At 68.4% G+C, this 24,536-nt stretch carries 21 protein-coding genes; 15 read left to right on the top strand and 6 right to left on the bottom strand.

Annotated features, from left to right (window positions below; translation table 11 throughout):
- Positions 1-110 precede the first annotated feature (110 nt).
- A complete protein-coding gene (gene idi, locus H4W81_RS35320) occupies positions 111-695 on the top strand; it encodes an isopentenyl-diphosphate Delta-isomerase (RefSeq protein ID WP_192778761.1) in 585 nt (194 codons plus the stop codon).
- Positions 696-999: 304 nt separating this feature from the next.
- Here the strand turns inward: idi and H4W81_RS35315 are convergent, their stop codons facing one another.
- Together H4W81_RS35315 and H4W81_RS35310 are read right to left on the bottom strand one after the other, a co-directional pair.
- Entirely contained in the window at positions 1,000-2,079 is a 1,080-nt protein-coding gene (locus H4W81_RS35315; RefSeq protein WP_192778760.1) for an inositol-3-phosphate synthase, read from the bottom strand.
- A gap of 12 nt (positions 2,080-2,091) precedes the next feature.
- A complete protein-coding gene (locus tag H4W81_RS35310; protein WP_192778759.1) occupies positions 2,092-2,664 on the bottom strand; it encodes a PadR family transcriptional regulator in 573 nt (190 codons plus the stop codon).
- A 43-nt stretch (positions 2,665-2,707) separates the two neighbouring features.
- On the opposite strand from H4W81_RS35310, the gene H4W81_RS35305 reads away from it, so the two are divergent.
- The 4 genes from H4W81_RS35305 to H4W81_RS35290 all read left to right on the top strand — a co-directional run bounded on the left by H4W81_RS35305 (position 2,708) and on the right by H4W81_RS35290 (position 8,351).
- On the top strand, positions 2,708-3,184 hold the full coding sequence (locus tag H4W81_RS35305; protein ID WP_318782203.1) for a DUF5318 family protein: 477 nt from the start codon (positions 2,708-2,710) through the stop codon (positions 3,182-3,184).
- Positions 3,185-3,328: 144 nt separating this feature from the next.
- Entirely contained in the window at positions 3,329-5,980 is a 2,652-nt protein-coding gene (locus H4W81_RS35300) for a transglycosylase domain-containing protein (protein WP_192778757.1), read from the top strand.
- Positions 5,977-7,305: a glycosyltransferase family 87 protein gene (locus H4W81_RS35295; protein ID WP_192778756.1), complete on the top strand. Its 1,329-nt coding sequence runs from the start codon at positions 5,977-5,979 to the stop codon at positions 7,303-7,305. Before H4W81_RS35300 ends, H4W81_RS35295 begins: the two co-directional genes overlap by 4 nt.
- Complete coding sequence (locus tag H4W81_RS35290; RefSeq protein WP_192778755.1) at positions 7,305-8,351, top strand: mannosyltransferase family protein; 1,047 nt, start codon at positions 7,305-7,307, stop codon at positions 8,349-8,351. The genes H4W81_RS35295 and H4W81_RS35290 overlap by 1 nt, the downstream gene beginning before the upstream one ends.
- Before the next feature lie 63 nt (positions 8,352-8,414).
- On the opposite strand, the gene H4W81_RS35285 is transcribed toward H4W81_RS35290, so the two are convergent.
- Positions 8,415-9,158 carry a deoxyribonuclease IV gene (locus tag H4W81_RS35285; protein WP_192778754.1) on the bottom strand — a complete coding sequence of 248 codons (744 nt, stop codon included), beginning with the start codon at positions 9,156-9,158 and terminating at the stop codon, positions 8,415-8,417.
- A 378-nt stretch (positions 9,159-9,536) separates the two neighbouring features.
- Between H4W81_RS35285 and H4W81_RS35280 the strand changes: the two genes are divergently transcribed.
- Positions 9,537-9,713: a hypothetical protein gene (locus tag H4W81_RS35280; RefSeq protein WP_192778753.1), complete on the top strand. Its 177-nt coding sequence runs from the start codon at positions 9,537-9,539 to the stop codon at positions 9,711-9,713.
- A 127-nt stretch (positions 9,714-9,840) separates the two neighbouring features.
- Positions 9,841-12,930, top strand: a complete 3,090-nt coding sequence (locus tag H4W81_RS35275; protein WP_192778752.1) for a phosphocholine-specific phospholipase C — start codon at positions 9,841-9,843, stop codon at positions 12,928-12,930.
- Between the two features lie 101 nt (positions 12,931-13,031).
- Here H4W81_RS35275 and H4W81_RS35270 read toward each other — a convergent pair whose 3' ends face one another.
- Positions 13,032-13,343 carry a hypothetical protein gene (locus H4W81_RS35270; RefSeq protein WP_192778751.1) on the bottom strand — a complete coding sequence of 104 codons (312 nt, stop codon included), beginning with the start codon at positions 13,341-13,343 and terminating at the stop codon, positions 13,032-13,034.
- A 189-nt stretch (positions 13,344-13,532) separates the two neighbouring features.
- Between H4W81_RS35270 and rpsF the strand changes: the two genes are divergently transcribed.
- The 7 genes from rpsF to H4W81_RS35235 all read left to right on the top strand — a co-directional run bounded on the left by rpsF (position 13,533) and on the right by H4W81_RS35235 (position 18,905).
- Complete coding sequence (rpsF, locus tag H4W81_RS35265; RefSeq protein WP_183653229.1) at positions 13,533-13,823, top strand: 30S ribosomal protein S6; 291 nt, start codon at positions 13,533-13,535, stop codon at positions 13,821-13,823.
- A gap of 79 nt (positions 13,824-13,902) precedes the next feature.
- Positions 13,903-14,481 carry a single-stranded DNA-binding protein gene (locus H4W81_RS35260; RefSeq protein WP_192778750.1) on the top strand — a complete coding sequence of 193 codons (579 nt, stop codon included), beginning with the start codon at positions 13,903-13,905 and terminating at the stop codon, positions 14,479-14,481.
- Positions 14,482-14,593: 112 nt separating this feature from the next.
- A complete protein-coding gene (gene rpsR, locus H4W81_RS35255) occupies positions 14,594-14,830 on the top strand; it encodes a 30S ribosomal protein S18 (protein ID WP_020543048.1) in 237 nt (78 codons plus the stop codon).
- Between the two features lie 14 nt (positions 14,831-14,844).
- The gene (rplI, locus tag H4W81_RS35250) at positions 14,845-15,291 is read left to right on the top strand and encodes a 50S ribosomal protein L9 (protein ID WP_192778749.1); all 447 of its coding nucleotides are present in this window, start codon (positions 14,845-14,847) and stop codon (positions 15,289-15,291) included.
- Positions 15,292-15,615: 324 nt separating this feature from the next.
- Positions 15,616-16,482 (top strand): ABC transporter substrate-binding protein, encoded by an 867-nt coding sequence (locus H4W81_RS35245; RefSeq protein ID WP_192778748.1) that lies wholly within the window; start codon positions 15,616-15,618, stop codon positions 16,480-16,482.
- Between the two features lie 364 nt (positions 16,483-16,846).
- On the top strand, positions 16,847-17,701 hold the full coding sequence (locus H4W81_RS35240) for an amino acid ABC transporter permease (protein ID WP_192778747.1): 855 nt from the start codon (positions 16,847-16,849) through the stop codon (positions 17,699-17,701).
- A gap of 460 nt (positions 17,702-18,161) precedes the next feature.
- Positions 18,162-18,905: an amino acid ABC transporter ATP-binding protein gene (locus H4W81_RS35235; protein WP_192778746.1), complete on the top strand. Its 744-nt coding sequence runs from the start codon at positions 18,162-18,164 to the stop codon at positions 18,903-18,905.
- Between the two features lie 7 nt (positions 18,906-18,912).
- On the opposite strand, the gene H4W81_RS35230 is transcribed toward H4W81_RS35235, so the two are convergent.
- The gene (locus tag H4W81_RS35230; protein WP_192778745.1) at positions 18,913-20,406 is read right to left on the bottom strand and encodes an APC family permease; all 1,494 of its coding nucleotides are present in this window, start codon (positions 20,404-20,406) and stop codon (positions 18,913-18,915) included.
- Between the two features lie 82 nt (positions 20,407-20,488).
- Positions 20,489-21,784 (bottom strand): MATE family efflux transporter, encoded by a 1,296-nt coding sequence (locus tag H4W81_RS35225; protein ID WP_192778744.1) that lies wholly within the window; start codon positions 21,782-21,784, stop codon positions 20,489-20,491.
- Positions 21,785-22,087: 303 nt separating this feature from the next.
- On the opposite strand from H4W81_RS35225, the gene dnaB reads away from it, so the two are divergent.
- Positions 22,088-24,526, top strand: coding sequence for a replicative DNA helicase (gene dnaB / locus H4W81_RS35220; RefSeq protein ID WP_192778743.1), 2,439 nt, complete (start codon positions 22,088-22,090; stop codon positions 24,524-24,526).
- Positions 24,527-24,536 lie beyond the last annotated feature (10 nt).

The raw sequence follows: 24,536 nt of genomic DNA, 5'->3' as shown, positions 1-24,536 counted from the left end.
GCCTAGCCCGAGCCCCGGCTCCGAACATCGGGGTCAACCCTGAGATAGCCGGCGTGACAGGTAGCTAAAAGTGTTCCAGGGACCCGTCATGATCACGTACGCTACGTTCTGTGACCTCTGAGGAACACGTGGTGCTGGTCGACGGCGAGGGCAACGCGATCGGCACGGCGCCCAAGACGTCGGTGCACGGTCCGGACACGCCCCTCCACCTGGCCTTCTCCAGTTACGTCTTCGACGAGAACGGCCGGGTGCTGCTGTCCAGGAGGGCGGCCCACAAGATCACCTGGCCCGATGTGTGGACCAACAGCTGCTGCGGCCACCCGCTGCCGGGCGAGCGGCTCGGCGACGCGGTGCTGCGCCGGCTGTCCTACGAACTCGGCCTGGACGTCGAGTCCGCCGACCTGGTGCTGCCGCGCTTCTCCTACCGGGCGGTGATGGGCAACGGCATCGTGGAGAACGAGCTGTGCCCCGTGTACCGGGTGCTGACCACGGCGCCCGCCAGGCCGAACCCGGAGGAGGTGGGGGAGGTGCTGTGGATGCCGTGGAAGGAGTTCACCTCGGGCGTGATGTCGGGGCTGCTGGCGATCTCGCCGTGGTGCCGCGACCAGGTCCCGCTCCTGGACGACCTCGGCGCCGACCCGCTCACCTGGCCGCCGGCCCCCGCCACCGACCTCCCACCCGCCGCCCGCGGCTGACCCGGCTTCTTCCGGCGGCTGTGGGTTCGTTGGCGCGCGTTCTTCCTTCCGAGCCCCTGTACGGCAGGCCGACCAAGGCGCCACCCAAGGCGCGGGGCGGGCGTCCCTCCAGGGAAACGCTCCTCGAGCCGGCGTGGCGGGGCCCGTCACGGCGATACGAGGGCCCCTTGGGTGGTTCACACCACGAGAAACGCCGACGTCTCGCCGTTGGAGAGAGCACCCCGTGCCGCTGGAGTAGCGCACGGAGAGGGACCTCGGCCACCGGGAGACGTCGGCGCTTACGTCGGCTTGCCGTACAAGATAATTATCGAGTCACCTCGCCGCGGATGAACTTCTCGACGTACTCGCGCGCCTCGTCGTCGGAGTACTGCTCCGGCGGCGACTTCATGAAGTAGGACGAAGCCGACAGGATCGGTCCCGCGATCCCGCGGTCCATCGCGATCTTCGCGGCGCGCACGGCGTCGATGATGATGCCGGCCGAGTTCGGCGAGTCCCAGACCTCGAGCTTGTACTCCAGGTTCAGCGGGGTGTCGCCGAAGGAGCGGCCCTCGAGGCGGACGTAGGCCCACTTGCGGTCGTCCAGCCACGGCACGTGGTCCGAGGGGCCGATGTGCACGTCGGCCTTGGCCATCTCGTGCGGGATCTGCGAGGTGACCGACTGCGTCTTGGAGACCTTCTTGGACTGGAGGCGCTTGCGCTCCAGCATGTTCATGAAGTCCATGTTGCCGCCGAAGTTGAGCTGGTAGGTGCGCAGCAGCTCGACTCCGCGGTCCTCGAACAGCTTGGCCATGACGCGGTGCGTGATCGTGGCGCCGACCTGCGACTTGATGTCGTCGCCGACGATCGGCACCCCCGCCTCCTCGAACTTGGCCGCCCACTCGGGGTCGGAGGCGATGAAGACGGGCAGCGCGTTGACGAAGCCGACCTTCGCGTCGATCGCGCACTGCGCGTAGAAGCGGTCGGCCTCCTCGGACCCCACCGGCAGGTAGGAGACCAGGACGTCCACCTTCGCGTCCTTCAGCACCTGGACCACGTCCACCGGCTGCTCGTCGGACTCCTCGATGATCTCGCGGTAGTACTCGCCGAGGCCGTCGAAGGTGTGCCCGCGCTGGACGATGACACCGGTCGGCGGCACGTCCGTAATCTTGATCGTGTTGTTCTCGCTGGCCACGATCGCCTCGGACAGGTCGCGCCCGACCTTCTTGGCGTCCACGTCGAAGGCGGCGACGAACTCGACGTCGCCGACGTGGTACTCACCGAACTTGACGTGCATCAGACCCGGCACTCGTGTGTCCGGGTCGGCGTCCTTGTAGTAGTGAACGCCCTGAATCAGCGACGCCGCGCAGTTGCCGACACCGACAACGGCTACGCGTACCGAACCCATCGCACTCGCTCCTTACTCATCTGATGACATATCTTTCGCGGGCTCTTGCGACGCCCTGCGTTCTGTGGCGATCAGCTCGTTCAGCCAACGCACCTCGCGTTCGACTGACTCCAGACCGTGACGCTGCAGCTCGAGTGTGTAGCTGTCGAGTCGTTCCCTCGTGCGGGCGAGGGCGGTGCGGACGCTGTCGAGTCGTTCTTCGAGCCGGCTGCGGCGTCCTTCGAGGATGCGCAGCCGTACCTCTGCCTCTGTGTGGCGGAAGAAGGCGAAATGGACGCCGAAGCTCTCGTCCTCCCATGCGGAGGGGCCCGCCTGGGTCAGCAGCTCCTGCAGCCGCTCCTTGCCCTCCGCTGTGAGCTTGTAGACGATCTTCGATCGCCCGGTCACAGCAGTGGGGTGCTCCTCCGCGATGAGCCCCTGTTCGAGCAGCGACTTCAGGCAAGGGTAGAGCGAGCCGTAGGAGAAGGCCCGGAACATCCCCAGCAGGGCGTTGAGCCGTTTGCGCAGCTCGTAGCCGTGAAGCGGGGTCTCGTGCAGCGACCCGAGCACGGCCAGTTCCAGGACCCTGCCCTGTCCGCTGGCCAATGGAACCGCCCCCTCTCGCGTCGATGTATCGAGTCGATACATCATGAGGATACGTCGCCGCGCTATATCGCTGCAATTAAGGGTTTTGCCAAGAGGTTGGGAGCAATCGGTAAAAAGCCGTAGTCTGGCGCGCATGTGGTCACAGAGGAGGGTGGTGGGCTACGGACCGGCGAAGCGCGCGTCGCGCCGCTCGCAGCGTCCCTGGCGTGCCTCCACCCGGGAGATCTGTGACGCACAGCCCCATCTCCTTCGCACCGCGCGGCGCTTCGGTGAACCGACCGAACGCCTCTGCCCGGTGTGCGAGAGGGAGAACGTCACCAACGTGACCTATGTCTACGGGGATTCGCTGGGGCGACATGCCGGTCGGGCAAAGCCCGCGTCAGAGCTCCTCCACATGGCCCATGATTACGAGGAGTTCCGGGTCTACGTGGTCGAGGTCTGTCAAGGTTGTTCCTGGAACCACCTGACCGTCTCCTCCGTCCTCGGCAACGGGCCACCCGACACCGTCGGCACCACCTGAACCGAGGACGGCGCCCGCCGTGCAAGACGACGACGATGCGAGGACGTGTTGAGTAACAGCAGCAGCTATGGCTCCGAGCCGAACGGACGCGCAGCGCGCCCCGAAGGGACGGCTCGCCAGGGAAGGCGCCGTCGCTCGAGTTCTGTGCCCACCTCGCAGCCGCAGCAAACCGGCTGGGGCGGCGCCCGCCGTCCCGAGGCCGCCTACGAGCAGACCGGCGCCATGGACGCGCAGCCGCCCGCGCCCTCCGGCCCGCAGCGCTCCCCGGGCAGGCAGGGCCCTTCTGGCCCGCAGCCCACGCGGCAGCCGTCGGGCCCGCAGCAGATGCCGCAGCAGACCGCGCAGTACCCCACCGGCGGTCCGCCCACCCGCAGCAGGTCCATGGACGAGACCATGGCGGGCGGCACCGCCGCCCGCCGCTCCCGTGGCGGACGCGGCCCGCGCGGTCCCGAGGGCCCGGGCCGCGGTGGCGGCGGCGGCGGCGGTGGCGGCGGCGGTGGCGGCGGCGGTGAAGGCAGGGACAGCCGCGGCTGGAAACGGTTCATTCCGAACTGGAAGATCGTCATGGCGGGCCTGGTCGTGCTCGCGGCCGGGATGTTCGGCATGATCTGGGTCGCCTACGCGAACACGCCCCTGCCCAGGGCCACGCAGGAAGAGGCGACCGCGCAGGAAAGCATCATCTATTACAACGACGGCAAGACCGAGATCGCCCGCAGGGGCACGCCTCGGCGGATCGTCGACGACTTCGCCAAGATCAGCGACGCCGTCAAGGACGCCACGGTCGCCATCGAGAACAAGACGTTCTACGAGGACTCCGGCATCTCGCTCTCCGGCATGGTCCGCTCGGTGTGGAACACCGCGACGGGCCAGCAGGTCCAGGGCGCCTCCACCATCACCCAGCAAATGGCCCGCAACTACTACCAGGGCCTCAGCCAGGAGCAGACGATCCAGCGGAAGATCAAGGAGATCTTCGTCGCGGTCAAGCTCGACAAGGAGCTCTCCAAGGAAGAGATCCTCAAGACCTACCTCAACACGGTCAACTTCGGCCGCGCCTACGGCATCGAGGCGGCGGCCGAGGCCTACTTCGGCAAGGGCAAGACCGCGCTGAACGTCACGCCCTCGCAGGCCGCCTACCTCGCCGCCCGCATCCAGCAGCCGAACTGGGAGGTCGACGACCCCAGGCTGGAGCACCGGTGGAAGACGGTCATCGACTACATGGCCGCGCAGTTCCCGCAGAAGTACGGCGATCTGCCGAAGACCGCCAAGTTCCCCAGGGTGAAGCCGGACAACGAGAAGAACGAGCTGGCCGGGCTGAAGGGGTACATGGTCGAGCAGGTCATCGAGGAGCTGAAGGCCAACAACATCCCCAAGAACGAGGTGGAGCGCGGTGGCTACACGATTGTGTCCACCTTCGACAAGAACCTGATGCTGGAGGCCAAGAAGGCCGCTGAGGGCGTCACCAAGAACATGTCGAGCGAGTTCCACGTCGGCATGGCCTCCGTGGACAACAAGACCGGTAGGGTCCTCGCCTTCTACGGAGGCAAGAACTACTTGAAGGACCCGTGGAACGAGGCGTTCCGCTCCTACAAGCAGGCAGCCTCGGCGTTCAAGCCGTACGTGCTGGCAGCCTGGCTCGACGCCGGTTACAGCCTCAGCAGCTATGTGCCCGGCAGCCAGACCGTGCCCAAGGTCCTGCCTGGTCAGGCCGATGGCGGTATCAAAAACGACCACGCGGTGAAGTCCGCGATCGACGTCGTCTACGCCACCGCCCAGTCCGTCAACACCGCCTACGCCTCCATGGCGTACGCGCTTCCCGGCCAGCTCGAGGACGTCAAGCGCGTCGCCGTGGAGGCGGGTCTCGGCAAGGCGCGCATGGACCACGACGTCAAGGAGCACAGCTACGGCTTCTCGATCGGCTCCGCCCTGGTCAGCCCCGTCGAGCAGGCGGCCGGCTACTCGATCTTCGCCAACGCCGGCCAGCACGTCGACTACCACGTGGTTCAGAAGGTGGTCGACCCGTCGGGCCTGACCGTCTTCAACGAGAAGAAGACCCCCCGCAAGGTCATCTCGCCTGAGGCGGCCGCCGACGCCACCTACGCCATGCAGGCGGTGCTCAGGAACGGCACCGCGGGAGGCAAGGGCCTCGGCGCCCGCCCCGCCGCCGGCAAGACCGGCACGAACAACAACGAGAAGGAAGCCTGGTTCGTCGGTTACACCCCGCAGATCTCCACTGCAGTCGGTTTCTACCGCGAGCAGTGCCAGACGAAGTCGGGCAAGGTGGTCCCGCCGGTCGACTCCAGTTGCCCGTGGTCCGACGGCAAGAAGAACTCCAAGTACACCATGGAGAAGCCTTACAGCACGGCCTTCGAGAAGCCGCTGGGTTTCCAGGGCGCCGGTCCGCCCACCGACGTGTGGCGTGCGTTCATGCTCGCCGCCCACGAGAAGCTGCCCATCGAGCAGTTCCCCCCGAAGGTGGGCATCGGCCAGCCCGAGAACATCGTTCCCAAGCCCACGCCCAAGCCCACGCCGACCCCGAGCAACCCGTTCGGCACCCCCGAGGACCCATGGGGTGACGACAGCGGTAACGACTGCGGCCTGCTCGGCTGCGATGACGCCGACAGCGACAGCGACGGCCTGCCGGAGGACGGCACCACCGACGCCGACCGGCTCGGCGAGGTGGGCAACGGCAACGGCAATGGGAACGGCAACGGCCACGGCAGGGATGAGGACACGATGGGTGGCGGCGCCGTGGTTCCCGACCCCATGGCCGATCCCGCCAGGCGCGACAACGAATGACACGGCCCGCACTGACGGCGCGGGTCGTGCCGTACCTGCCCCTGGGGTTGTTCGCGGCCCTGGGGGCGGTCCTCGCCTACGTCTGGAAGCTTCCCTGCAGGACGGGCGGATGGAACAACTCCATCCAGACGTATGCGAACTTCTGCTACACCGACATCTACCCGCTCTACTTCGACCGGCAGCTGGCCACCCAGAACCCCTACTTCGCCAACGTGCCGTTCGACAAGCAGGTGGAGTATCCGGTCGTGCTCGGCGAGGTCATGCAGGTCATCGCCTGGGTGGCGCGCTGGCTGGCGCCTCCCCTCGGGCCGGGGCTCGCCGCGCAGGAGAAGGCCGCGGCGGCGCAGGCCGTCCACTTCTACGACATCACGGTGATCCTGCTCGGGATCTGCCTGGTGGTGGGCGTGCTGCTGATGGCCGCGGTCGCGGGGCCCACCCGCCGGTGGGACGCGCTCTGGTACGCGGTGGCGCCTGCGGTGATCCTCGCCGCATACGTGAACTGGGATCTCGTCGCGGGCGCCCTGTCCATGGGCTTTCTGCTGGCGTGGGCGCGGGGCCGCCAGGTGGCCGCCGGCGTGCTGCTCGGCCTGGCCATCGCCACGAAGTTCTACCCGCTGATGTTCGTGGGCGCGCTGTTCCTGCTCACGCTCCGCACCTGGAAGTGGCGGCCGTTCCTGATCTCGATGGCCGCGGCCGTGGCCACGTGGCTCGTGGTCAACGTGCCGTTCATGCTGCTGGCATGGGACGGCTGGCGCCGCTTCTACGTCTTCTCGCAGGAGCGCGGCATCGACTGGGGCTCGCCGTGGCTGTTCTTCGAGCGCAAGGGCTGGCCGATCCTCGGCACCATGGACCCGAGCCTGCTCGGCATGATCTCGCTGGCGCTGCTCTGCCTGGGCATCGCGGTGCTCACGATGGTCGCGCCGCGCCGGCCGCGTCTCGCGCAGATCTGCTTCCTGGCGCTGGCGGCGTTCATGATGACGAACAAGGTGTGGTCGCCGCAGTTCGTGCTGTGGCTGGTGCCGTTCGCGGTGCTGGCCAGGCCCAACTGGAAGCCGCTCGCGCTCTGGCAGGCCGCCGAGGTCTGGTACTTCTTCGCAATCTGGCTCTACCTGCTCTACCAGGACGAGACCACCAGGCATCTGGGCATCGGTGACGACGTCTACTTCACCGCCGTCTGGGGCCGCGTCATCACGATCCTGATCATGATGGCCTTCGTGGTGCGCGACATCCTCCGTCCCGACAAGGACGTCGTACGGCAGGCAGGCGTCGACGACCAGGCGGGCGGCGTGTTCGACCGGGCGCCCGACAGGTTCTCTCTCGCCTGATGAGGGCTCTGGGCGTCTGGATCACCTCCCGCCTGGGGCTCCTGGCCGTCAGCGTGATGGCCGTGCCATGGCTGGTGGGCGGGCGCGATTACCTCTCCCGGTGGAAGCAGTGGGACGCCAGCCTGTTCGTCACCATCGCCGAGTACGGCTACCGGGGGAACCCGGCCCAGGCGCGCGATCCCGGGCTGCCCGCCTTCTTTCCCGGCCTGCCCTCCGTGCTCAGGCTCGTGCACCTGGTGGTGACCGACTGGGCGCTGTGCGGGCTGCTCGTCTCGCTGGTGGCGGGCGGGGTGGCGGCGGTGGCGCTGGCCCGGCTGGCCGAGTTCGAGGGCGGGTCCGGCGAGCGGGCCGTCCTGGCGATGGTGCTGTTCCCCACCGCGGTCTTCCTGGCCGCCGGCTACAGCGAGTCGCTCTTCCTGGCGTTCGCGATCCCCGCGTGGCTGGCGGCGCGCAGGCGGCAGTGGCCGCTGGCCGTCCTGCTGGCGGCGGGGGCGTCGAGCGTGCGCATCACCGGGCTGTTCCTGGCGGTCGCGCTGGTCGTGGAGTTCGCGCTCAGCAGGCCGCGCTGGCGGGAGCTGCCGTGGCTGGTGATTCCGTTCGTGCCGCTGATCGCCTACTCCTGGTACCTGCGCGGCCTCACCGGCGACTGGCTGGCGTGGAAGCACGCGCAGGAGGCGGGCTGGGGCAGGGAACTGGTCTGGCCGTGGCGGGCGTGGCTGACGACGTGGAACTCGGCGATGGGCGCGGGCGACTCCGCGGTCCCCTTCAGGATGGAGATCGCCGGGGCCGTGGTGGCGGTGGCCGTCCTGGTCTGGTTGCTGGCCACGCGCAGGTGGAGCGAGTTCGTCTACTGCGGGCTGCAGGCGGGCGCGCTGCTCACCTCGGCCTACTACCTGTCGGTGCCGCGCGCCCTGCTGCTGTGGTTCCCGCTGTGGGTTCTGATCGCGAGGCTGCCCGCTCGATGGAGCATCGGGTACGGCCTGCTGCTCGGCCCGCTGATGGTGCTGAACGCCATGCGCTTCCTCACCGGCGCCTGGGCGGGCTGAAGTCTTTACCCACTTCGGCCGTGGAGTAATCCATGGAAGTTATCCACAGCCTGTGTGTTTCCGTCAGAGGTTCTTGCGCAGGAAGGCGATGTCCTCCGCTTGACCCTCGAATGGCGTCTCGACGATGATCGGCGCGCCCGCCCTGCGGCACACCTCGAGGATCAGCTCCGCGTCGATCTGCCCCTGGCCCAGGTTGGCGTGGCGGTCGGCGCCCGAGTCGAAGGCGTCGCGCGAGTCGTTGCAGTGGACCAGGTCGATGCGGCCGGTGATGGCCTTCACCCGGTCGACGACGTCCACGAGCTCCTCGCCGCCCGCGTGGGCGTGGCAGGTGTCGAGGCAGAAGCCCACGTCGAACCCGTCGAGCGCGTCCCACAGCCTGGCGATCTTGTCGAGCCTGCGGGCGATGGCGTTCCCGCCGCCGGCGGTGTTCTCGATGAGGACGGGGATGGGACACTCCATCCGCTCGAACACCTTGCGCCAGTTGTCGAAGCCGATCTGCGGGTCCTCGTCCTTGTTGAGATGGCCGCCGTGGACGATCAGGCCCTTGGCGCCGAGGCTCGCGGCCGCCTTCAGGTGCTGCTCCAGCAGCTTGCGGCTGGGGATCCTGATGCGGTTGTTGGTGGTGGCCACGTTGATCAGGTAGGGCGCGTGGATGTAGATGTCGACGCCCTCGACGGGCTTGTCCGGCAGGACGGGGGCCTTGTAGCCCTGCGGGTCGCCGAGGAAGAACTGCACGATCTCCGCGTCGCGTTCGGCCGCGTGGGCGGCGGGATCGTCCTGGTCGACATGAGCTCCGATGCGCACCATGCCTTCCAGGTTACTTGGAGCGGCGAGCCTGGGGCTGAGAGCGGCAGCTTGCGTAACCAGCGAAGCCCCGTAGCGAGCGCGACCATGAGTGCGTGCGGCGAGCCTGGGGCTGAGAGCGGCAGCTTGCGTAACCAGCGAAGCCCCGTAGCGAGCGCGACCATGAGTGCGTGCGGCGAGCCTGGGGCTGAGAGCGGCAGCTTGCGTAACCAGCGAAGCCCCGTAGCGAGCGCGACCATGAGTGCGTGCGGCGAGCCTGGGGCTGGGAGCGGCAGCTTGCGTAACCAGCGAAGCCCCGTAGCGAGCGCGACCATGAGTTCGTTTGCGGGGGGCTCGAAAGGGCAGTCGAGGCGCAGCCCCCCGACGATAGGAGCGCGAGAGATGACTCGCTATCGCTTAGGTAGCTTTCTGTTCCTGATCTACATCCTGGTCGGCCTCTACGTCGCCTGGATCTACGACTACATCACCCCAGCCCTGCTCAAGGACGTGGCCGAGGCGCTGCTGGCCACCTTCCTGTGGTTCGTCCTCCTCCTCGGCGGAGACCTCCACCTTGGCTGAAACGCTCATAAATGCTCATAATCCTCACTTATCAACAAAAAGCTTCAGAAGACGTTCGTTTCCTCTCTAGCTAGCGGACATCGGGCTCCCGTATCCATGTCGTGGTCCAGAACGACAGAGGAGCCCGATGACCCCGCCCCCCATCTCCAGGCGTGCCCTTCTCGGCGGCAGCGCAGGCGCCGCGGCGCTGCTGGCCCTCCCGCCGAGCATGCGCACCGCCCTGGCCGCTCCAGTCCAGCCAGGCTCGTTGCAGGACATCGAGCACGTGGTGATCTTCATGCAGGAGAACCGCGCCTTCGACCACTACTTCGGAACGCTCCAAGGCGTACGCGGCTTCGGTGACAGAGCCGCCGTCAGAGGCGTCAACGGCCGCTCGATCTTCCACCAGCCCGACACCACCAAGGCAGAGGGCTACACGCTGCCGTTCGCGATGAACGCCGCCCACACCAGGGCCTACCGGTCGGGCGCGCCCGCGTTCGGCTACGTCGACACCCTGCCGCTGTGGAACGAGGGCCTGGGGGACGGCTACGTGACGAGGCGTAGCGGCGGCTGGCTCGGCCAGGGCTACTACGAGCCCGCCGACATGCCGTTCTACAACGCGCTCGCCACGCTGTTCACGATCTGCGACCAGTACCACGCCTCGGTGCAGTGCAACACCAACACCAACCGCGACCACTTCATGACGGGCACCAGCGGCGGCACCGTCCGCGACCTGCCCGTCACCAACAACAGCTACATCCCGGGCGGCTACGAGTGGACCACCTACGCCGAACGGCTGCAGGCCGCGGGCGTCAGCTGGAAGACCTACCAGGCCAAGGACAACTACGACGACAACGCCCTCGCCTGGTTCGCGCCCTTCCAGCAGGCCAAGCCGGGCGAGCCGCTCTACGACAGGGGCATGGCCAGGGTCGGCACCACGGGTGACGGCCACGCGATGGGCAACGCGCTGGTGCAGGCCTTCGCCGCCGACGTCGCATCGGGCGCGCTGCCGCAGGTGTCGTGGATCGTCGCCCCAGAGGCGCTGTCCGAGCACGCCAGCTGGGCGCCGCCGGACGGCGAGCACCTGACCGCCAGGCTCATGAACGCGGTCGCCGAGCACCCCGAGGTGTGGGCCAAGACCGTCTTCATCCTCAACTACGACGAGCACGGCGGCTTCTTCGACCACTGCCTGCCGCCGGTGCCGCCGCCCGGCAGGGGCAGGGGAGCCAGCACCGTCTCCACGGACGGCGAGCTGGTCATGCGCGTCGCGAAGGGGTCGGCGAGCTACTTCAGGGTCGTCGACCACGAGGGCCGCTTCAAGGTCAACGGAGCCTGGTCGGACACGCTGCCCGACGGCGAGAGCATGATCTCCGGCCCGCACACGATGGGGCTCGGCGTGCGGGTGCCGATGATCGTGGTGTCGCCGTGGACCAGGGGCGGGGTGGTCGACTCGACCGTCTACGACCACACCTCGACGCTGCGTCTCCTCGAGCGGCGCTTCGGCGTCGCCGAGCCGAACATCAGCCCGTGGCGCAGGGCCGTCACGGGAGACCTGTTGTCGGTGTTCGACTTCTCGGGGCGGGATCCCGTGTGGCCGCAGGTGCCCGACACCTCGGGGAACCGGCAGAAGGTCATCGACTCGGAGAAGCGGCCCTCGCCGTCCGTGCCCAAGCCCCAGGTCTTCCCCCGGCAGCAGCGGGGGACGCGGACGCAGCGGCCGTTGCCGTACGCGCTGGCCGTGACGCCCGCCGTCGCGGACGGGAAGATCACGCTGACCTTCGCCAACTCGGGGACGCTCGCCGCGGTCTTCCACGTCTACCCCGAGCCGGGCGTGCTGCCGCGCTTCTACACCGTCGAGCCGGGCAAGTCGCTGTCCGACGTGTGGGAGTTCGGTGACGCAGGTTACGACCTGCGCGTTCACGCGCCCAACGGATCGCTGTGGCACTTCCGCGGCGGACACTCGGAGGGCGTCGACGTCACCTTCGTGGACCCGCGGCACATCGAGGTGCGCAACCAGGACAAGGCGCGGCGCACGGTCATCGTCGGTGACCTGGCGTACGGCGGCGGCGTGCGCGAGGAGCGCGTCCAGGGGCACGCCAAGCGCAAGTTCCGGCTGGAGGCGCCCGCCGACGGCTGGTACGACCTGGCGGTCGGCGTCTCGGACGACCCCTTCTTCCTGCGCCGCTACGCGGGCAAGGCGCCGGGCGCGGGCCAGGGTGTCACCGACCCCGCCATGGGGCTGCCGGACGCGCTGACCGCCGCGCTCACGCTCGCGCCCGCGTCCGCGACGATCGACGAGCCGGGCGTACGGCCCGGCAGGCCGACGACCGTGACGCTCACCCTGACGGCCGCCGAGACGGTCACGGGTGTCGAGGTGCGCCTGCGGGTGCCGGAAGGGTGGACGGCGATGCCTGCGCAGGCTGTACCCGCGACCGTGGAAGCGGGCGCGAGCGTGCAGGCGACCTGGGAGGTGACCGCCCCCGCGACGCTGACGGACCCCGCCCCGCGCCGCCTGCTGGCGGTCGTGCGGGGACGCACGCCCTCCAGGTACGTCCTGGCCGAGGGCGAGGTGTCGGCCCGTGTGTTCATCTCGCCGACCGGCTACCTGCTCGGCGAGGACTTCGAGTCGCTGGAGCCCAAGCTGGGGCCCGCGCTCGACCGCCCCGCAGCAGCGGGGCTGGTCGGCTGGACGGCGACCGCGCCCGACGGCTGGAGCGTGCTGAACGCGCCTGCGATGCCGCAGGGGACACGCGACCTGCAGGGCTGGACGTTCATGACCAAGCGCATGTGGGCGACGGGCGGGCAGGAACGCGCCGACTTCACGCGCGGCCTCGGCATCCTCGCGGTGGCCGACCCCGACGACTGGGACGACAAGGGGTCGCCCTCGTCCAGGGGCAGGTTCGATTCCACGCTGGCCTCGCCCGCCGTCCCGATCCCCTCGGGAACGGCCACCCTGCACCTGGGCTTCGAGTCGCACTACCGGCAGGAGAGCCCTCAGCAGGCCAGCGTCACGGCGGTCTTCAGCACGGGGGAGGAGCGCCGCCTGCTGCTGTACGGCAGCGCCGCCTCGGGCACCGACAACGCGGGCGCCGACGCCAAGAACCGGCTGGTGACCAAGGAGATCGCGGTTCCCTCCGGCGCCACCTCGGTCTCCCTGAGGTTCCGCGTGTTCGACGCAGGAAACAACTGGTACTGGGCGATCGACAACGTCCGCCTGGACGTGAAGCCCATCCGCTGACGTTGGCAGGGGAGGCCCCGCCGGCCTCCCCTCTGCCTGGCCCTGCTCCTGCGCCTTTGCCCTGCTCCTGCGCCTTTGCTCGGCTCCTGCGCCTGGTCCGGCTACGGGACGAAGCCGCCGCGTGCGATGCCCAGCGCGACTCCGACGAACGAGGCCACGATCCCGACGATGTTGAGCGCCCGCTCGGCCGTCGTCGCCGAGACGTACTGCGAGTAGAGGCCGCCGCCGAACCCCAGCGCCCCGAACCACGAGGAGACCATGTAGGCCCCGGGGAAGAAGGTGGATGTGAAGGCGATCAATCCGCACAGCAGCGTTCCGATGGACAGCAGGTTCTCGACCGGATGCGGGCGGCCATCGCTGTTGAGCGTCAGCCTGAACCGCTCGCGCTCGGTGGGACGAAGCACATGTGGCATGGCTTACCACCCCCTCTTGACGTAAGGAGTTCCCATCCGTGCGCGGCTGGTAACCTGTACAGGCTGCGTTGTGCTGGGTCAACCCCGCCGCCGGGTCGCCGAAAGGGGCGCCTCGGTGAAGACGTCAGCGTCCTCCTGTCACGGCAGAGTGTCGTGACCGCAAAAGTCCAGAGGAGGTTGGAGTCCATCATGCGTCGTTACGAAGTAATGGTGATCCTGGACCCTTCGCTCGATGAGCGCACTGTGGCGCCGTCCCTCGACCAGTTCCTCGCCGTCGTCCGCAATGACGGTGGCACCGTGGAGAAGGTCGACGTGTGGGGCCGCCGCAGGCTCGCCTACGACATCGAGAAGAAGTCGGAAGGCATTTACGCCGTCATCGACCTGTCCGCCGAGCCGGCCACGGTCAAGGAACTCGACCGCCAGATGAACCTCAACGAGGGCATCATGCGGACCAAGGTTCTCCGCCCGGACGTGCACTGAGCGGCTCGTTCTCCCGGCTTTCTGTCGGGGGCGCGCCGTAGTCTGAGCCGTAACCAAGAGTCGAGGAAGGGCCCCAGCCATGGCAGCAGGCGACACCGTCATCACCATCGTCGGCAATCTTGTCAACGATCCTGAGCTGCGCTTCACCCCCACGGGGCAAGCTGTGGCCCAGTTCCGCGTCGCGTCCACTCCGCGGTTCATGGACCGCCAGACCAACGAGTGGAAAGACGGCGAAAGCCTCTTCCTGACCTGCAACGTGTGGCGGCAGGCGGCCGAGAACGTCGCCGAGTCGCTGACCCGCGGCATGCGGGTCATCGTTCAGGGACGGCTCAAGCAGCGGTCCTACGAGACCAAGGAAGGCGAGAAGCGCACGGTCTATGAGGTCGAGGTCGACGAGATCGGCCCGTCCCTGCGCAACGCCACGGCCAAGGTCAACCGCACCTCCCGTCAGGGTGGCGGCGGTGGCGGCTTCGGCGGCGGCCCCGCCGACGACCCGTGGGCCTCTGCCTCCCCGGCCCCGCCCCAGGGCGGCGGCGGTTTCGGCGGCGGTGGCGGCGGATACGGCGGCGGCAACCAGGGTGGCGGCTTCGGCGGCCAGCCCCAGGGCGGCGGCGGTTTCGGCGGCGGCGGCGACTTCAGCGACGAGCCTCCCTTCTAGTCTGAAGGGCCCGTTCGCGGGCCCCTCACGGTCAGGCCGCGAGGTCTGACCACCTGTCAACAAGCCCGAGTCCATTCCCGCTTCACGGCGGGGCTCTGAAAGGAGCACCACGATGGCTAAGCCGGCACTGCGCAAGCCCAAGAAGAAGGTTTGCCTGTTCTGCCACGACAAGATCTCCTACGTCGACTACAAGGACACGGCGCTGCTTCGGAAGTTCATCTCCGACCGCGGCAAGATCCGTGCGCGCCGGGTGACGGGCAACTGCACCCAGCACCAGCGCGACGTGGCGACCGCGATCAAGAACGCCCGTGAGGTGGCTCTGCTGCCCTACACGAGCACCGCGCGCTAAGGAGGACTTGCGACATGAAGCTCATCCTCACCACCGAGGTCTCCGGCCTCGGCGCCCCCGGCGACATCGTCGAGGTCAAGGACGGCTACGGCCGCAACTACCTCGTGCCCCGCGGCTACGCGATCCTCTGGACGCGTGGCGGCGAGAAGCAGATCGCTTCGATCAAGAAGGCGCGCGACGCCCGCGAGATCCGCGACCTGGGCACTGCCAAGGAAGTCGCCGGCCAGCTCGGCGCTCTGAAGGTGAAGCTGACCACCCGCGCCGGCGAGTCCGGCCGTCTGTTCGGCTCCATCACCACCGCTGACATCGCCGACGCGGTCAAGAAGGCCGGTGGCCCGGTCCTCGACCGTCGTCGCATCGAGATCGTCAACGCGATCAAGAGCGTCGGCTCCCACAAGGTCAGCGTCAAGCTGCACCCGGAGGTCTCCGCCTCGGTCGACGTCGAAGTCGTCGCCGGCTAACGGTACTTCCCGGTCAGGCCCCCGCATCCTCTGGACGCGGGGGCCTTTCCATATCTCTACAAGGGGCGAACTCCCTGACCAGGGACCCGCCGCTCCCACGTCAGCTTCTAGACCGGCCTCTCCAGCCCCATCGATCTCGGGTGGCGTAGTTTTCGGTCTGCGTGGGATCTCGGATGACGTTGACCTCGGGTCGGTACGCGGGAGACGGTGGCCCGTGCGGCGGCTGGGCAACGTGGAGGTTTTGGGCATATGGGGTGGAGTTGGTTGCCTATTTGGGGCGCGTACAATTTGCACGTTCATCTAGGTAAACGTGGAGGCACGCCCATGGTCCGCCCTTCGATGCTGCTCGCGCTTGGAGCGTTGGCGACGGCCGCCGTGGCGTGTGCGCCCGCCAACAACACCGCGAGCATCTCCGCGCCGAGCGGGGCGCCCTCCACCGCCTGCACCAAGGACCAGCTCAAGCTCGTCACCCCGGGCAAGCTGACGATCGGCACCGACAAGCCCGCCTACGAGCCGTGGTTCAAGGACGACGACCCGTCCAACGGCCAGGGGTTCGAGAGCGCGGTCGCCTTCGCCGTGGCGGGGGAGATGGGCTTCGACCGCGACGAGGTGCAGTGGTCGACGGTGAAGTTCGACACCGCCTTCGCGCCCGGCGTCAAGCAGTTCGACTTCGACATCAACCAGGTCTCCATCACCCCGGCGCGCGCCAAGGCGGTGGACTTCAGCAAGGGCTACTACACGGTCAAGCAGGCCGTGGTGGCGGTCGAGGGGTCGAAGTTCGCCGGTGCCACCGACCTGGCCGCGTTGAAGGACGCGAAGATCGGCGTCCAGGTGGGCACGACGGCGCTGACCGCCGTGAAGGAGGTCGTCCAGCCGGCGGCTGAGCCGAACGTGTACAACGAGCAGATCGACGCGGTGAACGCGCTGAAGAACAAGCAGGTCGACGCCCTGGTGGTGGACCTGCCGACGGCGTTCTACGTGACCGCCGCGCAGGTGGAGAAGTCCAAGATCGTGGGTCAGTTCGCGGCTACGTCCGGCGCTCCCGAGGAGTTCGGGCTGGTCATGGGCAAGGGCAGCACGCTCAAGCCGTGCGTGGACAAGGCGGTCGAGGCGCTGAAGTCGAAGGGCGAGCTGGCGAAGATCGAGCAGCAGTGGCTCGGCTCGGCGGCCGGCGCTCCTGAGCTCAAGTAAGGGACTGCCGCTGCGTGCTCCCTGCCGCCGGACAGCTGGTATCTCGTGGTCAACGAGACTCGGTGATGGTGGAGAGCGCGTGGTTCCGAGAGCTGACGGCTCCGGGGGCTGACTGTTCTCGGACCGCTGGTTCCCTGGGGAACGGGCTGGGTTTCGAGGACTGCGGGGATTCCGGGTGCACTGGTACTCCCACGGGAGCTGGTGGTTTCAGAGGAGCCCCCGGTTTTCCGGGGAGTTGGTGGTTCCGGGGGGCCGGGCTCCAGCGCGGTGGGGAGTGTGTGGGAGTTGGGACGACGGTGGGGCGTGGCCGGGTCGTTGAGGGGCCGGGCATGGATGGCATGGACACCGAAGGTGAAGTAGGCCGATGACGAGCCAAACCGCGACCGAGTGGGTCAAGAGCGATCGGCAGGTCGAGCGGGAGCGGGTCCGCAGGACGCGGGCCCGCCGTTCGGCGTCCGTCGCGACGGCCTCGACGATCGTCTTCCTGGTCCTCCTCGTCTGGGGGGTGACGAACTCTCCGGGCTGGGCCAGCGTGAAGGAGACGTTCTTCAACTGGGACGAGTTCGTCAACGCAGTGCCCGACGTGCTCACCGGCTTCCTGCTCAACATCAAGATCTTCCTGATCGCCGAGCCGCTGATCCTGGTCGTCGGGCTGCTGGTGGCGCTGGCGCGAGGGCTGAAGGCGCCGATCTTCTTCCCGCTGCGGGCGCTGGCCACGGCGTACACCGACATCTTCCGCGGCGTGCCGACGATCCTGGTGATCTACCTGATCGGGTTCGGACTGCCCGCGCTGCAGTTGCAGGGGGTCCCGACGGACCTGGCCACGCTGGGGATCATCGCGCTGACGCTGTCGTACGGCGCGTACGTGGCCGAGGTGATCAGGTCGGGCATCGACTCGGTCCACCCGAGCCAGGTGGCGGCGGCGCGGTCGCTGGGGTTGAGCCATGGCAAGACCATGAGGTTCGTGGTGCTCCCTCAGGCGCTGCGCAGGGTGGTGCCGCCGCTGCTCAACGACTTCGTCTCGTTGCAGAAGGACACCGCGCTGGTGGCCACGATCGGGCCGCTGGAGGCGCTGCGGCAGGCGCAGATCCACGCGGCGGGCAGCTTCAACTACACGCCCTACCTGGTGGCGGCGTTGCTGTTCATCCTGCTGACTATCCCGATGGCACGGTTCACCGACTATCTGGCGGCCAGGTCGCAGAGACGGCGTGGTCAGTGAACGCCGCGGAGAAGAGCTCGGACGGGACCTGCCGTCGGCACCGTAGGACGGACGCGCGTGAGGGCAGGCGACCGAACCGCAGGACAGGCGTCAGTGCTGTGCGAGCGGACCACCGCAAGGCAGGCGCCGCTGACGGGCGAGTGAACCGCACCTCAGACCCCGGTGGTGGGCGAGCGGACCGCACCCCATACGCCGGTGGTGGGCGAGTGGACCCTGCCTCAGACCCCGGTGGTGGGCGCGTGGGGGTGCGCCGTTGCGGCGGGCAGCCGGGGGCGCACGAGGAGCGTCCCTTGGACGGACGGTCAGCGGTGACCACGAAGGTGCGTGGGACGGCTTGCCGTACGGCACCAAACGACGGCCGTACGGCACCGCAAGGTACGGCACCAAACGGCGGCCGTGCGGCACCGAAAGGTACGGCACCGAGAAGAGGCCGGATGGCAGCCAAGAGAGCAGGTGTGGCGTGAGTGTGTTGACCATTGACGGGGTCTGGAAGAACTACCACGGCCACCACGTGCTGCGGGGCATCGACCTCGAGGTCGACACCCACGAGGTGGTCTGCCTCATCGGCGCGTCGGGGTCGGGGAAGTCCACGCTGCTGCGGTGCGTGAACCTGCTGGAGACCGTCGACGACGGCGCCATCCTCCTCGACGGCAAGGAGATCACCGATCCCGCCGTCGACGTGGACGACGTGCGCAAGCGGCTGGGCATCGTCTTCCAGGCGTTCAACCTCTTCCCGCACATGTCCGTGCTCGACAACATCACGCTCGCCCCCCGCCAGGTGCACAAGGTGGCCAAGGGCGAGGCGGAGGAGCAGGCCAGGGCGCTGTTGGCCAGGTTCGGGCTGGCGGAGAAGGCCGGGGCCTACCCCGACCAGCTGTCGGGCGGGCAGCAGCAGCGGGTGGCCATCATCAGGGCGCTGGCGACGCAGCCCAGGCTGATGCTGCTGGACGAGGTCACCTCGGCGCTGGACCCCGCGCTGGTCACCGAGGTGCTGGGGATCATCAAGGAGCTCAAGCAGTCGGGCATGACGATGATCCTCACCACGCACGAGATGGGCTTCTGCCGCGACATCGCGGACACGGTGTGCTTCCTCGACGGCGGCGTGCTGCTGGAGCGGGGCACTCCCGAGCAGATCTTCACCGATCCCCAGCACCCGAGGACGCGCGACTTCCTGCGCAGCGTCATCGAGGCGGGAAGGCTCTGAGCGCGCCTCAGCGGCGATGGCGGCCACCCCGGCCCCCCCGGCCCCCCAAGCCGCCACGGCCGCCCCGGCCGCCCGGAGCTCCCCGGGTGAGCTCGGCGGCGAAGGGGCTGCGCCGCCTGCCGTACGCCAGGTAGACCAGCAGTCCCGCGACCATCCACACCGCGAACCCGGCCCACGTCTGCACCCGCAGATTGATCATCAGCCACAGCGTGGCCAGCACCGACAGGGCGGGGACCAAGGGGGACAGTGGCACGGTGAAGCCCCTGGGCGTGGTGGGCATCGTGTGGCGCAGCACGACCACCCCGACGGACACCATCAGGAACGCGAACAGCGTCCCGAGCACCACCAGCTGTTCCAGCATGAGCACGGGCGCCAGCTGCGCCAGCAGGATCGCCACCACCCCGATCACCAGCGTCACGGTGGAAGGGGTGTGGAAACGGCGGCTGAGCGTGCCGAGGCGGCGGGGCAGCAGGCCGTCGCGGGCCATGGCGAACATGATCCGGGTCTGTCCCGCGATCAGCACCAGGATCACGGTCGTCAGCCCGAGAACCGCGCCGATGTTGATGACGTGCACCATCACGTCCTCGCCGACCGTCTTGAAAGCCGCCGCCAGCGGCGCCTCCCTGGCGATCCGCGTGTACGGCACCATGCCCACCATCACCAGCGCCGTCGCGATGTACAGCACGGTGGCGATCGCCAGGCTCCTGATCATCCCCAGGGGTACGGCACGCGGCGCCTCGACCGTCTCCTCCGAAGCCGTGGCCACGAGGTCGAACCCGACGTACGCGAAGACGATGGCGGGAGCCGCCGCGAACACCCCGAACCACCCGAAGCTCCCCGTTGGCCCCAGGAGCAGCCCGAGCACGGTGTCGGGCGACCCCGTGGACGGCTGGACGGGCGCGATGAAGTCGCCCAGGTTCGCCGTGTCGACGTGCGTCGCGCCGACCACGATCACCGCGCCGATGGCCAGCAGCTTCGCCACGACGATCACCCACAGCGCCCGCAGGCCGATGCGCGCGCTGAGCGCCACCGTGGTCGTCAGTGCGGCCAGCACGAACGCGGCCAGCACACCCTGCGGAATCGCCTGGCCGATCCCGAGGTCGGTGAGGGTCTGGGTGGCGTAGATCGCCCACACCCTGGCCACGACCGCCGCCGCGAGCTGGGTCTCGAGGATCAGCGCCCAGCCGACGGCCCACGCCCACACCTCGCCGAAGATGACGTAGGCGTAGGCGTAGGCGGCGCCGGAGGCGGGGATCGCCGAGGCCAGCTCGGCGTAGCAGAGGGCCGCCAGCATGCACGCGATGCCCCCGATCATGAACGAGAGGATCACGCCGGGACCGGCGGTGGTGGCGGCCTGGCGTCCCGCCATGCTGAAGATGCCCGCGCCGATCATCACCCCCAGGCCGAGCACCACGAGGTCGGCAGGGCGATAGAGCCGGTGGAGGCTGTGTCTGGCACCGGTGCGGAGGCCGATCGCGTCGGCGAGGGGAAGTCGGCGCACGTCGATGGACCAATCGACTAGGAAGGCTCCACCGTGCAGGGTGTGGACCGTGCCAGGCAAGCACGGGCCGGTTGACGAGTGGTCACCCTCCGGTAACTAGCCACCGGGTGCCGTACGCCCTGATACCGAGCGTGAGCATCCTGGCGATCATCCACACGCCCAGCGCCAGCCACAGGACCACGAGGTCTCCCGCCACGAGGGCCACGGGCAGGTAGGCGAGCGTCGTCCACACCCCCGCCCACGCGAGGTAGCGCTGGTCGCCCGCGCCGATCAGCACGCCGTCGAGCACGAAGACGACGCCGGAGATCGGCTGGAACAGCGCCACCACCCACAGGACGCCGAGCAGCTCGGCGGTCACCAGGGGATCGGCGTCGAAGATGCCGGGGAAGAACGGGCGTCCCGCGACGACCAGGACGCCGAGCACGACACCCGACCAGACGCCCCACCACACCATGCGCCTGGTGGCGTCCCTGGTGCCGTCCGCGTCGCCCGCGCCGAGCGAGCGGCCCGTGATGGCCTGGCCGGCGATCGCGATGGCGTCGAGGCCGAGGGCGAGCAGGGTCCACAGCTGGGTGGCGATCGCGTGGGCGGCCAGTTCGGCGGTGCCCATCCTGGTCGCCACGGCGGTCGCGACGAGCAGCACGATGCGCAGGCAGACGGTCCTGACCAGGAGGGCGACGCTGGCCGTACCCGCCTGCGCGATGCCCGCGAGGTCGGGCGCGAGCGGCACGCCCGCCCGCCGGGCGCCCCCGACGACCACCCACAGGTAGACGGCCGCGCCGAGGGTCTGCGCGAGGACGGTGCCCCAGGCCGAGCCCGCGATGCCCCAGTGCAGGCCGAGCACGAACCAGGCGTTGAGCAGCGCGTTCAGCGCGAAGGAGCCGACCGCGACGACGAGCGGTGTCCTGGTGTCCTGCATGCCGCGCAGCACGCCGGTGCCGGCCAGCACGACGAGCATGCCGGGCGTGCCCAGCAGGCTGATCCGCAGGTAGGTGACGGCGTCGGCGGACTGCGTCGCGGTCGCGCCGAACAGGTCGACGATCCCTGGGGACAGCGGCCAGCCCACGACGATCAACGCGACGCCGATCCCGAACGCCAGCCAGAGGCCGTCGACCCCGCTGCGCATCGCCCGTTCGGTGTTGCCCGCGCCGATCTGCCTGGCGACCGAGGCGGTGGTGCCGTAGGCGAGGAACACGCAGAGATAGACCAGCGTCGACAGGACGGTCCCCGCCACGCCGAGCGCGCCCACCGCCGAGGTGCCGAGACCGTGGCCCACGATCGCGTAGTCGGCGATCAGGAACAGCGGCTCGGCGACCAGCGCGCCGAGGGCCGGGAGCGCCAGCCGGAGAATCTCCCTGTCCCGGGCAGTAATGGGCATTTAGTCATTATGCCCCTTACCTCCCGTTGCTTCGGCGTGTCGCGCCAACTTTCTTTCCTCCACAGACGGTGGACAATATCTCCGCAGGTCAGCGCCTGTTTCCACAACAAGCCGCCGAGTTATCCCCAGGCTCGTCCACAGCACTCCCACACCATCCACCGGTTCCTGCACAGCTTGCCCCCAGGGTTGTCCACAGGCCGCGTTGCCGTACCGTCTAACGACGGGCGAAACTGTCAGCCCGGTCGACTACAAGTGGGGGTGGTGCGACCGCCTGCTAGGTGTGTTCGAGGGGGCGCGGTAACCATGGATGACCAAGAGCCGGGCGGCGGCCCCGGTTTCGAGCGCACCCCACCCAGCAACATCGAGGCGGAGCAGTCCGTTCTGGGCGGCATGCTGCTGTCGAAGGACGCCATCGCCGACGTCGTCGAGATCATCAGATCCGACGACTTCTACCGCCCGGCGCACCAGATGATCTACGAGGTCATCACCGACCTCTACGGCAGGGGCGAGCCTGCCGACGCCGTCACCGTCTTCGACGAGCTGCAGAAGCGCGGCGAGATGGCCAGGGTCGGCGGCGCGGCCTACCTCCACACGCTGACGGCCGTCGTCCCCACCGCGGCCAACGCCGGCTACTACGCCAAGATCGTCCGTGAGCAGGCCATCCTCCGCCGCCTCATCGAGGCGGGCACCCGCATCGTCTCCTTCGGCTACGGCGGGCAGAACGAAGAGGTCGACGACCTGGTCGACCGCGCCCAGGCCGAGATCTACAAGGTCACCGAGCGCCGCACGTCCGAAGACTACGCGCCGCTGTCCGACATCATGCCCGGCGCCCTTGACGAGCTGGAGGCGATCGGCTCCCGCGGCGGCCAGATGGTCGGCGTCCCCACCGGCTTCCAGGACCTCGACTCCCTCACCAACGGCCTCCACCCCGGCCAGATGATCGTGGTGGCTGCCCGCCCGGCGATCGGCAAGGCCCTCGCCCTCGACACTCCCCTGCCCACACCCACCGGCTGGACCAGCATGGGGCAGGTGCAGGTCGGCGACTACCTGATCGGAGCCGATGGCAAGCCCACGCGTGTCGTGGCGGCCACCGACATCATGCACGGCCGCCCCTGCTACGAGGTGGAGTTCAACGACGGCACAGTGATCGTGGCCGATGCTCAACACCAGTGGCTCACCGACACGCGCGCATCCCGCAATTCGGCTCAGGCGGCGGCGGTCGGCTACAACCGGACCAAGAACCAGCGGACGTTCGCCGAGGTGCGCACGACGGAGGAGATCGCCGCCACTCTGTGGTGCAACACCGCAGACAAGCGCCTCAACCACACCGTCGTCAACGCCAAGCCGCTGGAGATGCCCAACAGGGAGCTGCCGATCGACCCCTACATCCTGGGGTACTGGCTGGGCGACGGGGCGAGCGCAACCGCTCGGCTCACCGTGGGTGCCGATGACCTCCCCCACCTGCTGGAGCAGGTCACCTTGGCCGGGTACTTTCACAGCATTCCGAAGCCCAACAACGACGCGTTCAGAGTGGCCGTGTCTACTCAGCCGATGCGTTCTGGTGGGGATTGGGTCAAGCTGGATAGCTTGAACAGTCGCCTGAGGGCGATCGGAGTCCTGGGAGACAAGCACATTCCCCAGGAGTACCTGCGCGCGTCGGAGGCGCAGCGTAGGGCACTGCTTGCTGGGCTGCTGGACACCGACGGCTACATCAACAATCTCGGGACCGTCCAGTTTGCCGTCACGAACCGACGACTGGCGGAGGGCGCCTGGGAGCTGATCCTGAGCCTGGGATACAAGGCGACCTGGACATCCGAGCAGGTGCAGGGACGCACCGAGGCCGGCTCGACCAGCTACGCGATCACGTTCACGCCCTCCGACAAGGTCTTCCGGCTGCCCCGCAAGAACGCCCGCGTGAACACCAACGCCCATCCCAAGACGACCTACCGGAACATCACCGACGTCCGGCCGGTGCAGTCGGTGCCCGTGCGGTGCGTGGAAGTGGACAACGCCGATCACATGTACCTGGCCGGGCGGACGTGGATCCCCACCCACAACTCCACCCTCGGGCTGGATTTTGCCAGGTCGGCGGCTATCAAGCATGGGATGACGACGGTCATCTTCTCGCTGGAGATGTCGCGCAACGAGATCACCATGCGTCTGCTGTCCGCCGAGGCGCGCGTGGCGCTGCACGCCATGCGCTCCGGCATGATGAACGACGACGACTGGACGAGGCTGGCCCGCAGGATGAGCGAGGTGGCCGAGGCGCCGCTGTTCATCGACGACTCGCCGAACATGTCGATGATGGAGATCCGCGCCAAGTGCCGTCGCCTGAAGCAGCGCAACGATCTGCGGTTCGTGGTCATCGACTACCTCCAGCTGATGAGCTCGCCGAAGAAGACCGAGTCCAGGCAGAACGAGGTGTCGGAGATCTCGCGTTCGATCAAGCTGCTCGCCAAGGAGCTCGAGGTCCCCGTCATCGCGATCTCCCAGCTCAACCGAGGTCCCGAGCAGCGCACCGACAAGCGCCCCGCGGTGAGCGACCTGCGTGAGTCGGGTTCGATCGAGCAGGACGCCGACATGGTCATCCTGCTCCACCGCGAAGACGCCTACGAGCGCGAGTCGCCCAGGGCGGGCGAGGCGGACCTGATTGTGGCCAAGCACCGTAACGGACCCACCGCCACCGTCACCGTGGCCTTCCAGGGCCACTACAGCCGGTTCGTGGACATGGCCCAGCACTAGAAGGGACGGC

Source organism: Nonomuraea africana, from assembly GCF_014873535.1.
In the GTDB taxonomy this organism is placed as follows: Bacteria; Actinomycetota; Actinomycetes; order Streptosporangiales; family Streptosporangiaceae; genus Nonomuraea; species Nonomuraea africana.
This window is presented reverse-complemented; position numbering and strand designations above follow the sequence as displayed.